The following is a 13,046-nucleotide window of genomic DNA, read 5'->3' on the forward strand; positions in this document are numbered from 1 at the left end:
GTCAGATGGTGACCGCCCCGTCGGAGGCGGAACCGACCGTCGCCACGTACTTGGTCAGCACTCCGCGCTCCACCGCCCGCTCCGGCCGCCGCCACGCCGCCCGCCGCGCGGCCAGCTCCTCCTCGGGCACCACCAGGTCCAGGGTCCCCGTCGCGCTGTCGATGACGACCGTGTCGCCGTCCCGAACCAGGGCGATCGGCCCTCCGTGGTACGCCTCCGGCGCCACATGCCCGATCACCCGCCCGTGCGAGACCCCGCTGAAGCGCCCGTCGGTGACCAGCGCCACGGACGAGCCCAGGCCGCGGCCCACGAGCGGCCCGGTGATGGAGAGCATCTCGCGCATGCCGGGACCGCCCGCGGGACCCTCGTACCTGACCACGATGACGTCACCCGGCACGATCAGCCCCGCGTCGATCGCGGCCGTGCAGCCGGCCTCCGAATCGAACACCCTGGCAGGCCCCTCGTGCCGGAAGTCCTCCTTGCCGCCCAGCTTGAGCACGCACCCGTCGGGCGCCAGCGAGCCCCGCAGGATCGCCAGCGCGCCATGCGGCTTGAACGGCTCCGCCACACCCCGCACCACCTGCTGACCCGGCCGCTCCTCGGCGTCGGCCGCCACGTCGGCGAGCGTGCGGCCGTCCACCAGCGTGACGTTCTCGCGCAGCAGCCCGGCCTCCAGCAGCCGGCGCACCACCAGCGACGTGCCGCCGGCCCGCCACAGGTCCAGGGCCGTGCAGTCGCCGCCGCTCGGCTTGAGCCCGGTGATGATCGGGACCTGGCGGCACACCTCGCCGATCTTGTCGATCTCCAGCGGCAGCCCCGCCTCACGGGCGATGGCCAGCAGGTGCAGGACGGCGTTCGTGGAGCCGCCCATGGCCGCGACCGAGACGATCGCGTTGTGCAGGGCGTCCTCGGTGAGCACGCGCGAAGGGCGGGCGTCGCGGGCCAGCGCCTCCATCGCGATCTCGCCGACGCGCCGCGCGGCGGCGTTCTTCTCCTCGGCGACGGCCGGGATGTCGCCGACGCCGAACGGCGCCAGGCCCAGGAAGTCGGCGACGCTGCCCATGGTGTTGGCGGTGTACTGGGCGGCGCAGGTCCCGGCGCCCGGGCAGGCGTGCTTGGCCAGGTCGTCCAGCTCGGACTGCTCCAGGCGCCCGACGGCGCGCTCGCCGAGCGCCTCCCACATGTCCTGGATCGTGACGTCGCGCCCGCGCCAGCGGCCCGGCATCATGCTGCCGCTGTAGAGGACGACCGACGGCACGTCCAGCCTGGCCAGCGCCATGATCCCGGCCGGTACGGTCTTGTCGCAGCCGACGATGGCCACCAGGGCGTCGAAACCGTGCGCGAGCCCCATGAGCTCGATCGAGTCCGCGATGACCTCCCGGCTGACCAGCGAGGCGCGCATGCCCGGGGTGTGCATGGTGAGGTTGTCGGAGACCGCGATCGTGTTGAACTCCATCGGCAGGCCGCCCGCCGCCCGCACCCCCTCCGCCACGTGGGCGGCCAACTCGCGGTGGGTGATGTTGCAGGGCATGGTGCCGGTCCAGGTGGTGGCGATGCCGACCACCGGGCGGCGCATCTCCTCCTCCGACAGGCCCATGGCGTACAGGTGGGAGCGGGCCGGTGCGCGGTCGGGGTCGTCGGCGATGCTCAAGGGGTCCTCCGTGGTACGGGTTGTGACCCTTCCATGATCCTGTGTCCGGTACGGACGGCGGGCGTCGGCCCCCCTCACTGCTCGCGCATGCCCCACGGTGAGCCGTACTCGACCAGCAGGTCCAGGTACGGCCGAGGCTCGAACGCCTCGGGGCCCAGCACGCCCGTGCCCTTCCAGACCCCGTTGGCCAGCAGCTCCAGCGCGATCACCGGGTTGACGGCGGTCTGCCAGACGACGGCCTGGGAGCCGTACTCGCGCATCGACCACTGGTTGTCCACCACGTGGTACAGGTACACCTCGCGCTCCCGGCCGTCCTTGACGCCCTTGACCCAGGTGCCCGCGCAGGTCTTGCCGTGCATGCGGTCGCCGAGCTCCGCCGGGTCCGGCAGCACGGCGGCGACCAGGTCGCGCGGGGCCACCCTGGCGGTGCCGCGGTCGGTCATGACCGGGACCGGCTCGGTGCTGTCCACGCCCAGCGCGTGCAGGGTCTTGAGGGTGCCGATGAACTCCTCGCCGAGGCCGTACTTGAAGGTGACCCGCCGCGCCGGGATCCACCGGGGGACGAGCAGCACCTCCTCGTGCTCGACGTTCACGCACTCGACGGGGCCGATGCCCTCGGGGAAGTCGAAGATCTCCGGCTCGCTGAACGGCTCCGTGGTGTACCAGCCGCGGTCGCGCTCGTAGATGACCGGCGGGTTCAGGCACTCCTCGATGGTGGTCCAGATGGAGAACGACGGGGCGAAGTCGTAGCCCTCGACCGTGAGGTTGCCGCCGTCCCTGATGCCGATCTCCTCGATGTCGTCGAAGAGTTCGTCGGCGGCGTACCGGGCGAAGACGTCGGCCAGGCCGGGCTCGACGCCCATGCCCACCAGCGCCAGACGGTCCGCCGCGGTCCACTCGGGCGCGCGGGCGAACTGCTCGTCGCCCAGCTTGACCCCGACCTTCTCGTACGGCCGGTCGGGGTGCGGCCTGGACATCGACATCGCCATGTCCAGGTATGAGACGCCCTGGCTGAGGGCGGCCTCGAACAGCGGCAACACGAAACGCGGGTCGGTGGCGTTGAGCAGGACGTCGCAGCGGTGCTCGGCCAGCAGGGCGATGACGGCTCTGGTGTCGGCGGCGTCGACCCTGGCCGGGGTGAAGCGGGTCGCGTGCTCGCCCAGCGCGGCGACGGCCGACTTGGCGCGGGGGAGGTCGTAGTCGGCGACCACCATGTGGTCGAAGAACGGGCGTCGGGCGGCGATCCTGGTGACGGCGGTTCCCACACCGCCTGCTCCCACAAGAAGAATACGCATGACGATAAATCCCCTTTTGAATGCTTTTGGGGGGCTTGTCGTTCATCCAACGCGACTACGCTCATCAACGTCAATGGCGTTGGCATAAGGAGCGGTTCTCGATGGCCAAGCGGGTCGTGCCCGAAACCGGGCGCAGGCGGCGGCGTCCCACCAAACAGGGGCAAGTGCTGACACACCAGCTCATCGTCGAGACGGCGCTGCGCATGCTGCGCGAACACGGCGCCGCCGGCCTGACCGCCCGGCGCCTCGGCCTCGCCCTCGGAGCCGACGCCAGCACCGTGTACCGGTACTTCCGCGGCATGGACGACCTGATCCTGGCGATCGCCGACGAACTGTTCAGCCACGCCATGGCCGACTGGCGATCGACCGGCGACTGGCGCTCCGACCTGCGCGACCTCGGCCTGCGCATCTACCACGCCTACCTGACCCACCCGCAGGCCGCCGTCCTCACCGCCAGCCGGGTGACCGGCCGGCCCAACGAGGTGGCCAGCGACGAGACCCTCCTCGGCGTCCTGCGCGGCGCCGGCTTCCCCGACAGGGACGCGGTGCGGATCTATCACGCCTTCATCGACCAGAGCCTGGCCTTCGCCATCCTCGACGCCGCCACCCTGGCCCTGCCCACGGCCGCCCGGGAGGCCGACGAGGAGGTGTGGCGGGACACCTACGCGCGGCTGCCCGCCAGCACACATCCGAACATCGCCGCCACGGCGGAGTTGCTGGTGGCCCGGATGAACGACAGCGCCTACCCGACAGCCCTCGACATGCTCCTGTCCAGCGCCGCCACCCAACTCAGGGCCTGACGCCGCCGACCGGCGGGCCGCACATCCCCAGTCGCGCATCAGCCTCGGGGCTGACCTCCCGATTCAGCCGCCAGTCCGATGCGCCCGTACCGAAGCCGAACCTACACTCGGCGGCATGGTCACCCTGGTGCCCGCCTGGCTGCGCGACCTGCCGCCCCGCCGGGTAGATCTGGCCGTCACCGTCGCCGTCACGGCCGCCACCGTGGTGCCCTTGCTGCTGCCCAGCCCCCGCGAGTGGTGGCTGGTCACGCTGGCGCTGCTCGCGTCCGTGCCGGTCTACTGGCGGCGGGTCGCGCCGATGGCGACAGGCGTCGTGGTCGGGCTCTCCATGAGCGCCATGGTGATGTGGGTGAAGCCGTTGCTGCCGTACGGGCCGCTGGTGTGCGTGTACACCGTGGCCTCGCTGGCCACCCGGGCCCAACGCCTGGTGGCCGTCCCCTTCATCGCCGTGACGGCGGTGGGCTCGCTGGCGTTGCCGCACGAAGAGCCGGAGGTCTACCGCTACATGGCCACGGCGCTGGTCGCCGCGTACGCGCTCGGCACCGGCGCGAGGGCCCGCCGAGCCCAGGCCGCCGAGGCGGAGGAGCGCGCCCGCAGGCTGGCGCGGGAGCGCGACGCCGCGGCCGCCCACGAGCGCGCCCGCGTCGCCCGCGACGTGCACGACATCGTGACCCACTCGGTGGGGCTCATGGTGGTGCAGGCCGAGGCCGGGCCGGTCGTCCTCAGGTCCGATCCCGCCCGGGCCGAGAACGCGTTCAACGCCATCGGCGACATCGGGCGCGGGGCCCTGGCGCAGTTACGCGGCCTGCTCGGCACGCTGCGATCCGGCGACGAGGCGCCAGGGCTCGACACACTGCCCCAACTGGTCGAACGGATCAGGCGCACCGGCCTCGACGTCCTGCTCCTGCGCGAAGGCGCCGCCCGCCCCGTCCGCGACGAGGTCGGCGTGGTGGCCTACCGCGTGGTGCAGGAAGCGCTGACGAACGTCCTGCGCCATTCACGGGCGCAGCGCGTGACAGTGCGCCTGGCGTGGCATGACGACGACCTGTCGGTGGAGGTCACCGACGACGGCGGCTCCGCGCCGCGTGGCGGGGAGGGGTACGGGCTGGTCGGCATGCGCGAAAGGGTCACCGCCTGCGGCGGCACGCTGCGGGCCGGGCCGGGGCCGTGCGGGTTCGTGGTGTCCGCCCAGCTACCGGTTGGATGAGCGCATGGTGCGCGTGCTCATCGTCGACGACCAGGACCTGTTCCGCGCGGGTTTCGCCATGATTCTCGACGCGCAGCCCGACATCACGGTCGTCGGAGAGGCGGGCGACGGAGACGCGGCCATCGCGGCGGCAGGCGCGCTCAGTCCCGACGTGGTGCTGATGGACATCCGGATGCCCGGCATGGGCGGCGTGGAGGCGACCGAGCGGATCTGTGCCACGACGTCGGCGAAGGTGCTCGTACTGACGATGTTCGACGTGGACGAGTACGTGTACGGCGCACTGAGGGCAGGAGCGAGCGGCTTCATCCTCAAGGACATCCGCCGCGACGAACTGGCCCACGCCGTACGCGTGGTGGCGGAGGGTGAGTCGCTGCTGGCCCCGGCGATCACCAGACGTCTCGTGGAGGACCTGGTCAGACGCCCTGCCCACGGCGTCGCCCCCCGGCTGGCGGCACGGCTCGACCTGCTGACCGATCGTGAGGCCGAGACCCTGCGGCTGGTCGCACGCGGCAGTTCAAACGCCGAGATCGCGGCCGAACTCTTCGTCAGCGAACATACCGTCAAAACTCACGTCAGCCGCATCCTTGCCAAACTCGGGCTCCGCGACCGGGTGCAGGCCGTGGTGTTCGCGTACGAGTCGGGGCTGGTGGTGGCGGGGGAGTAGTCCTCTGGGCTGTGGGGCTGGTGGTGGCGGAGAGCAGTCTTCCGGGCTGACGGGGCTGGTCGTGGGGGAGTAGTCCTCCGGGCTGACGTGGAAGTTCGCCCCCAGATCCGACGCCCCGGGAGCGCCCGCGGGTCCAGGATCGTCGCCATGAAAATCTGGAAAGCCGTCGCCGCCGCAGCACTATCGGCGGCGCTGTTCCACCTCGGCACCGGGCTGCACCCCATCGCGTGGTTCACCTGGCTCGCGCCGCTGCCCATGCTTCTGCTGGCGCCGAGGGCCGGCGCGGCCACAGCGCCGGTCGCGGGCTTCTTCGCCTGGGCGGTGGGCCAGGCGGCCATGTGGCCGTACTTCCTGAACGTCATCGACATGCCGCTGCCCGCCGTCGTGGCCAGCCAACTGGGCATGGCGCTGGTCTTCGGCCTGGCCGCCGCGGCCTTCCGCGCCCTCCTCCTGCGTGGCCGCCCGCTGTCGGCGGCCACGGTCGTGCCCGCCGCCTGGGTGGTGACGGAGTACGTCGTCTCGCTCGCGTTACCGCACGGCGCGTGGTGGAGCCTGGCCTACACGCAGGCGGAGGTCCTGCCGGTGGTGCAGAGCGCGTCGGCGACCGGTGTCTGGGGCATCACGTTCCTGCTGATGGCAGTCCCGTCAGCCATCGCCGCCGTCCTCCGCCTGGCCACGTCCTCCGCTCGGTCCGCCGTCCTCCATCCAATCACGCCCGCCACTCGCGCTGCCGTCCTCCGCCCAACCACGACCGCCGCTCGGTCCGCCGGGGGTGAGGCGTCTGTGGCGTGCCCGTGCTCGGATGGCGTCCGGGTGGCGGCGGTCTTCGGCGCCGTTGTCCTGCTGGCCCTCGGTTACGGCGGCTGGCGGTTGCGCACCGCGCCCGCCCCGCAGACTGCGAAGGTGGCGCTGGTAGCCACCGACCAGCCGAACGACGTCATCGCACTGGACTCCCCGCAGGGCCGGGACCTCGTCGACCGGTACGCCTCGCGCGTCGAGCAGCTCGCCTCGGACGGCGCGCGGGTGGTGGTGCTTCCCGAGAAGACGTTTCTCGCCGACGACGCGACGCTGCCCACGCTCGCCCGGCCCCTCACCAGGATCGCCCGCACCCACCGGGTCGACGTGGTGGCCGGGCTGGTCAGGTCCAGGGGCGGCGTCCGCTACAACGTGGCTCTCGACTTCCCCGCGGGCGGCGGCGAGCCCGTCGAATACACCAAACATCACCTGATCCCCGGCCTGGAGGACGACCTGCGCCCAGGCAACAGTCTGGCTTTCACGCCGAACACCCGATGGGGCCTGATCATCTGCAAGGACCTCGACTACCCCGGCCTCGTCCGCGCCTACCGGGCCGAGGGGGCCACCGCACTGTTCGCCCCCGCATGGGACTTCGGCGACGACGGCTGGCTGCACAGCCGGATCGCCGTCGTGCGGGGCGTGGAGAACGGGCTCGCGATCGCCCGCGTCCCGCGCGCCGGGCAGGTGACCGTCAGCGACCCCAACGGCCGCATCGTGGCGGAGGCGGCCACTTCGGACGCCGAATTCGTCACGGTCACGACCGCCCTTCCCGCGCCTACCGCGGCGACCTTGTACGCGCGCCTCGGCGACTGGTTCGCCTGGCTCTGCATGGCTCTGCTCGTCCTCACCCTGGGCACGCCACTCCTCCGGCCACGACGGGCCAAGCGGGCCACCCGGCCGGAGCAGGTCTGAGCGGTGGCCAGTGTGCGCCTCCGCCTCCACCTACCACCTCAGGGATTGCGCTGCTCCTGCTATCTCCGCCACCCCGATGGGAGAGGCGCCCGCCGGTTTTGCCCCGGCCCCGCCCACAACCTCGGGGTATCCATGCCCTTTGCCCGGCCGGTTTCGGGAAGCTCAGAGCCGGTTCTGGGCGATGCGTTTGCCGAGCCCGGCCAGCGAGTCGTCGGCCATGAGGGCGGGCAGCCGGGGTGCGGCAGTCGGCCGGCGCGTGACAGCCGAGGCCCTGACCTGCGGTGCCTTAGCCTGGATGAGACGCACTGAGCCCGAGGTCATCTCGTTCCTCATGAGGTTGACCTTGATCATGGAATGGCTGTGAGTGCCGTAGGATATGTCGGCTATGCCGGATCTTCAGCGTCTGCGTCTCGACCATGCTTCTGCTTTGTTCGCGTTCGAGCAGGAGAACAGGGCCTATTTCGCCGCGTCGATTCCGGACCGCGGCGACGATTACTTCGCCCGGTTCGCCGACCGGCACGCCGCCCTGCTCGCAGAGCAGGCCGCAGGGGGGTGCCACTTCCACGTGCTCGTGGACGACAGGGGCCAGGTGGTCGGGCGTGTCAACCTGATCGATGTGGCGGACGGTTCGGCGGAGCTGGGGTACCGGATCGCCGAGGCCGCCGCCGGACAGGGCCTGGCCACAAACGCCGTACGTCAGGTCTGCGCCCTCGCCGCCACCGAGTACGGGCTCATCACCCTGAGGGCGGCTACGACGTTGGACAACCTCGGCTCGCGCACCGTGCTGGCCCGCACGGGATTTACGGTGATCGCCGAGACCGTGTTTGACGGCCGCCCTGGGCTTCGATATGAACGAAACCTCCAGCCGGCCTGACGCAGGTCGCCGCGCCCCCTATGCAAGAGTGTTCGCGGTACAGACGACCCTCGCTCGTCAACCGGGACACTGGCCAGGCCCACTTCCGGCTCAGAGCCGGTTCTGGGCGATGCGTTTGCCGAGTCCGGCCAGTGAGTCGTCGGCCATGAGGGCGGGCAGCCGGGGCGCGTCATCGTCCACCTGTCGCAACACCGCAGCATGCCCGCCCAGGAAACGGCTCCACGCCCGAACCACCTCGGGCATCGCCGCGATGGCCGCGTCCGTCAGGATTGCCTCCCGCGGCAACCAGGAGGTCAGGAACTGCGACACCCGCCCAGGGCTCCACCACAAGGGCCGATCCCCGACGAACTCCACCAGCTTCTCGAACGCCTCCCGCGCCCCCGGAACGTCCGGCAACTCGTCGAACTCCGCCGCGGTGTCGTCGGCCGCCCCACGCACCAGGCCGGGCACCACACCGGCACGCGCGATCGCGACCGGCCGCACGGCCGGCAGCGTGTCGGCGACCACCGCCCCCATGATCCGGTCGCCCAGCTCGAACGCGTCCAGGATTCGTCCCGCCACCACCCGGGGATCCACCTCCCGCAGCCCCAGATCGTCGAGGAACTTCACCTCCTCGACCAACGCGTCGACCGCCAGCCCGCCATTGGGCTGATCGATCCCGACGACGAGGATGTGGGGCTCCTTGCCGTTCTCGTACCGAAAAGACAGAACAGCCAGAACCTGCTCACCGTACGGGTCGGCCTTGCCGTACCACGCACCTTCGCACGTCACCCGCCCCATCCGCCGCACCCACCCGGGCAGCGCCGCCGCCATACCGCCCCCGGCGCTCGTGTACGGTCCGCCGCCGGACTCGACGGCTTCGTGTACCGCTGCCAGGGCGGCGAGGGTGAGCCGGGCCTCCGTCCCGCCGCCCTGCGCCAGCCGCCGCAGGAACGGCTCCACCTCATCAGGCTCCAAGCCACCCGCGAGCCGGGCCGCCCAGAGCTCCGTCCGCAGGGGTGAACGCCATCTGAGCAGGTCGCGCGCTTGGGCGAGCGCCGCGTCGAACGCTGTCATACTCACCCTTAGACCGTATCGCCCCACCCGTCCCCAACGCCGAAACCGGCCCATCGGACGCCACCGTGCTCACCCTGCGGCCCCGATGTAGGGGGCTAAAGTCGAGCCCGGAGCTCTGGTCTGGACCGCAAAAAGGGACTGAAGTGCGCCGAATGTCGGTCGCTGAGGAGGCAACGTCCGGATGGATCTGAAGACGCTCAGGGAAGTTGCCCAGGTCAGCGATCCCGTCGAACGAGCCCGCGTCCTCAGTCGGCTCATGACCGAGGAACAGGGACTCGTGACCGAGGCGGCCAAGATGCGGCGGCAGGCCATCGCCGAGGCGCGGGAGTCCGGCATGAGCCTGGAGGAGATCGCCGGACGGCTGGGCGTCTCGCCCGGACGTATCTCCCAGATGCGCAAGGGGCCGACCGCTCGCGCCCCTGAAGGCCCCGCCTCACCGGCCCCTCGGATGCTGGTGCAGCGGGCGCTGCCGACTGAGCCCGCCGTACGAGGTTCAAAGTCCCTGTTCCTGGCGGAGGCGGAACGGCAAGGGCTCAAAGCCGACCGGAGGATGCTGTACGTCGGGCTGGAGCCCGCGAGCGATCATGTGGCCGCCTGCCTGCGGGTCGAGCCCGGTACGGACATCGTGGCCCGGCGCAAGATGATGACCGCCAACGACGTGCCGGTACGCATCGCGACGAGCTACTTCCGTGCCGACCTGTTCGGCGACACCAGGATTGCCGAGCCGGAGTTCGTGCAGCCGTCGCTCCAGTCCGCGTTGACCGCGCTGGGCTACGCGTTCGGCCATGCGGAAGAGAACCTGACCGCTCGGCCACCGACCACCTTCGAGCGCGAGACGCTGGAGCTTGAGCCGGGTGAGTGGATCGTCCAGGTGTTGCGGGCGAGTTATTCCACGGAAGACACGCCGGTCCACGTCCTGGAGACGATCTGCGCCGCGAACCGGCACATTTTCCCCATTGGCCAGGTCTCCGGGTACGACGAATTCTAAGAAACGATTGCGCCGGACACCCCCTGGACATGATCCCGCCTCTCCGCGACAGGCCCCCATTGACGGAGCAAGTAGCGGACGGTCGGCACCGAAAGGGCGTGCTGGGCCCGGAGCCGCGCTCGACTCGAACGCGGCGGGCCCGACAACGGGCTGCCCCCAGAGGTGCGCCGGGCCCAGCCGGCGAGGCTGGGACCCGGAGGCACACCGAACTCAGCGAGGAGGCATGGGGGCCGGTTAGCGGCCGTCGCCGCCGAGGCCGGCCTTGCGGAGGGCCTCCGCCATGGCGCCCGTGGGAGCCGGACGGTCCTGGCGGCGCCCGCCGCCCCGGCCGCCGTCGCCGCCCCTGGATCCGTCGCCGCGACCGCGCTGGCCGTCGCCTCGGTTGCCCTGGCCGCCTTGGCCGCCTTGGCCGCCTTGGCCACGACCACCTCGGTTGCCGTCGCCGCGACCACCGTTTCCTCGGTTGCCGTCGCCCCGGTTGCCGTTGCCTCGGCCGTCGTCGTTACGGTTGCCGTTCTGGCGGCCGCCGCCCTTTCGGGGTTCGCCCGAAGACGGGGCCGGGGTCTCGTCCTCCAGGCGGAGCGTCAGGGAGATGCGCTTGCGGGGGATGTCGACGTCGAGGACCTTGACGCGGACGATGTCGCCGGGCTTGACGACGTCACGCGGGTCCTTTACGTAATTTCGGGACATGGCCGAAACGTGGACCAGCCCGTCCTGGTGCACGCCGATGTCCACGAAGGCCCCGAAGGCGGCCACGTTCGTGACCACGCCCTCCAAGATCATCCCCGAGACCAGGTCGGACAGCTTCTCGACGCCCTCCTTGAAGGTGGCCGTCTTGAAGGCGGGACGCGGGTCGCGCCCCGGCTTCTCCAGCTCGCGCAGGATGTCGGTGACCGTCGGCAGGCCGAAGGTGTCGTCGGTGAACTCGTCCGGCCGGATCGTCCGAAGCGCCGACGTGTTGCCGATCAGCGACTTGAGGTCGGTCTTGGCGGAGTGGAGGATGCGGCGGACCACCGGATAGGCCTCCGGGTGCACGCTGGACACGTCGAGCGGGTCGTCGCCGCCCCGGATGCGCAGGAAGCCCGCGCACTGCTCGAACGCCTTGGGCCCCAGCCTCGGCACGCTCTTCAACGCGCCACGCGTCCTGAACGGCCCGTTGGCGTCGCGGTGGCGGACGATGCTCTCCGCGAGCGTGGAGCCGATGCCCGACACGCGGGTGAGCAGGGGCGCGGAGGCGGTGTTCACATCGACGCCGACGGCGTTGACGCAGTCTTCGACCACCGCGTCGAGCGAGCGGGAGAGCTTGGACTCGGCCAGGTCGTGCTGGTACTGGCCGACGCCTATCGACTTGGGGTCGATCTTGACCAGCTCGGCGAGCGGGTCCTGCAGGCGGCGGGCGATGGAGACCGCCCCGCGCAGCGACACGTCGAGCTCGGGCAGCTCCTGCGAGGCGTACGGCGAAGCGGAGTAGACGGACGCGCCCGCCTCGGAAACCACGATCTTGGTCACCGACGACATGTGCTGGACCAGCTCGCCGGCCAGCTTGTCGGTCTCGCGGGAGGCGGTGCCGTTGCCGATGGCGATCAGCTCGACCCCGTGCCGCTGCGCCAGCGCGCCGAGCACGGCCAGCGACTGGTCCCACTGCCGCTTGGGCTCGTGGGGGTAGACGGTGGCGGTCTCGACGACCTTGCCGGTGGCGTCGACGACGGCGACCTTGACGCCGGTGCGCAGGCCGGGGTCGAGGCCCATCGTCGCCCGGCTGCCCGCGGGGGCGGCCAGCAGCAGGTCGCGCAGGTTGGTCGCGAACACCCTGACCGCTTCGTCCTCGGCCGCCTGCCACAGCCGCATCCGCAGGTCGATGCCGAGGTGGACCAGGATGCGGGTGCGCCAGGCCCAGCGCACGGTCTCGCCCAGCCACTTGTCGGCCGGCCGCCCCTGGTCGGAGACGCCGAACCGGGAGGCGATGCGCAGCTCGTAGTCGGGGCTGTCGTCGGGCTCCAGGGTGACCGACAGCACCTCTTCCTTCTCGCCGCGGAACATGGCCAGGATGCGGTGGGAGGGCAGCTTCGTGAACGGCTCGCCGAACTCGAAGTAGTCGGAGAACTTGGCCCCGGCCTCCTCCTTGCCCTCGCGGACCTTCGAGGTCAGCTGGCCACGGCTCCAGAGCTGCTCGCGCAGGCCGCCGATGAGGTCGGCGTCCTCGGCGAAGCGCTCGATCAGGATCGCCCTGGCCCCTTCGAGCGCCGCGCCGGAGTCGGCCACGCCCTCGGTGACGAAGCCCTCGGCCGTGGCCGATGGGTCGAGCGTGGGGTCGGCGAGCAACTGGTCGGCCAGCGGCTCCAGCCCCAGCTCACGGGCGATCTGCGCCTTGGTGCGCCGCTTGGGCTTGTAAGGCAGGTAGATGTCTTCGAGCCTGGCCTTGGTCTCGGCCGCCATGATCTGCTCACGGAGCTCGTCGTCGAGCTTGCCCTGCGACTCGATCGACTCCAGGATCGCCGCCCTGCGCTCCTCCAGCTCGCGAAGGTAACGCAGCCGCTCCTCCAGCGTGCGCAACTGCGCGTCGTCGAGGGTGCCGGTGACCTCCTTGCGGTATCGCGCGATGAACGGCACGGTCGCGCCGCCGTCGAGCAGCTCGACGGCCGCCTGCACCTGCCCGTCGCGTACGCCGAGCTCTGCGGCGATCCGCTGGTGAATAGAGAGCACTTGCCTGCCTTTCGATGGTCCCGCGGGTCAATTGTGCAGGACTACGCCGTCTTTGATGACCAGAGTGCGCGCAGGGTGAACGGACCACCGCCCCCAAGGGA

At 71.0% G+C, this 13,046-nt stretch carries 11 protein-coding genes; 6 read left to right on the top strand and 5 right to left on the bottom strand.

Annotated elements, in window-relative coordinates; genetic code table 11:
- Position 1: 1 nt before the first annotated feature.
- Positions 2–1,651: a dihydroxy-acid dehydratase gene (gene ilvD, locus ACFOY2_RS13170; protein ID WP_379528257.1), complete on the bottom strand. Its 1,650-nt coding sequence runs from the start codon at positions 1,649–1,651 to the stop codon at positions 2–4.
- 74 nt (positions 1,652–1,725) lie between these two features.
- A complete protein-coding gene (locus ACFOY2_RS13175) occupies positions 1,726–2,946 on the bottom strand; it encodes a saccharopine dehydrogenase family protein (protein ID WP_379528258.1) in 1,221 nt (406 codons plus the stop codon).
- Positions 2,947–3,047: 101 nt separating this feature from the next.
- On the opposite strand from ACFOY2_RS13175, the gene ACFOY2_RS13180 reads away from it, so the two are divergent.
- The 4 genes from ACFOY2_RS13180 (at position 3,048) to ACFOY2_RS13195 (ending at position 7,324) form a co-directional block, all read left to right on the top strand.
- Positions 3,048–3,746, top strand: a complete 699-nt coding sequence (locus ACFOY2_RS13180) for a TetR/AcrR family transcriptional regulator (protein WP_379528259.1) — start codon at positions 3,048–3,050, stop codon at positions 3,744–3,746.
- A gap of 115 nt (positions 3,747–3,861) precedes the next feature.
- Positions 3,862–4,953, top strand: a complete 1,092-nt coding sequence (locus ACFOY2_RS13185) for a sensor histidine kinase (protein WP_379528260.1) — start codon at positions 3,862–3,864, stop codon at positions 4,951–4,953.
- Between the two features lie 4 nt (positions 4,954–4,957).
- Positions 4,958–5,617 (top strand): response regulator, encoded by a 660-nt coding sequence (locus ACFOY2_RS13190; protein WP_379528261.1) that lies wholly within the window; start codon positions 4,958–4,960, stop codon positions 5,615–5,617.
- A 147-nt stretch (positions 5,618–5,764) separates the two neighbouring features.
- On the top strand, positions 5,765–7,324 hold the full coding sequence (locus ACFOY2_RS13195) for a nitrilase-related carbon-nitrogen hydrolase (RefSeq protein ID WP_379528262.1): 1,560 nt from the start codon (positions 5,765–5,767) through the stop codon (positions 7,322–7,324).
- 162 nt (positions 7,325–7,486) lie between these two features.
- On the opposite strand, the gene ACFOY2_RS13200 is transcribed toward ACFOY2_RS13195, so the two are convergent.
- On the bottom strand, positions 7,487–7,657 hold the full coding sequence (locus tag ACFOY2_RS13200; protein WP_379528263.1) for a hypothetical protein: 171 nt from the start codon (positions 7,655–7,657) through the stop codon (positions 7,487–7,489).
- Positions 7,658–7,709: 52 nt separating this feature from the next.
- Here ACFOY2_RS13200 and ACFOY2_RS13205 point away from each other — a divergent pair, with 52 nt between their 5' ends.
- Positions 7,710–8,198, top strand: a complete 489-nt coding sequence (locus ACFOY2_RS13205; RefSeq protein ID WP_379528264.1) for a GNAT family N-acetyltransferase — start codon at positions 7,710–7,712, stop codon at positions 8,196–8,198.
- Between the two features lie 90 nt (positions 8,199–8,288).
- Here ACFOY2_RS13205 and ACFOY2_RS13210 read toward each other — a convergent pair whose 3' ends face one another.
- Positions 8,289–9,260, bottom strand: a complete 972-nt coding sequence (locus tag ACFOY2_RS13210) for a hypothetical protein (protein WP_379528265.1) — start codon at positions 9,258–9,260, stop codon at positions 8,289–8,291.
- Positions 9,261–9,435: 175 nt separating this feature from the next.
- Between ACFOY2_RS13210 and ACFOY2_RS13215 the strand changes: the two genes are divergently transcribed.
- Complete coding sequence (locus tag ACFOY2_RS13215) at positions 9,436–10,242, top strand: UTRA domain-containing protein (protein WP_379528266.1); 807 nt, start codon at positions 9,436–9,438, stop codon at positions 10,240–10,242.
- Between the two features lie 234 nt (positions 10,243–10,476).
- Here the strand turns inward: ACFOY2_RS13215 and ACFOY2_RS13220 are convergent, their stop codons facing one another.
- Positions 10,477–12,945, bottom strand: a complete 2,469-nt coding sequence (locus ACFOY2_RS13220; protein ID WP_379528267.1) for a Tex family protein — start codon at positions 12,943–12,945, stop codon at positions 10,477–10,479.
- Positions 12,946–13,046: the final 101 nt, after the last annotated feature.

Origin of the sequence: Nonomuraea purpurea, assembly GCF_042650645.1 — a bacterium.
Taxonomy (GTDB): domain Bacteria; phylum Actinomycetota; class Actinomycetes; order Streptosporangiales; family Streptosporangiaceae; genus Nonomuraea; species Nonomuraea purpurea.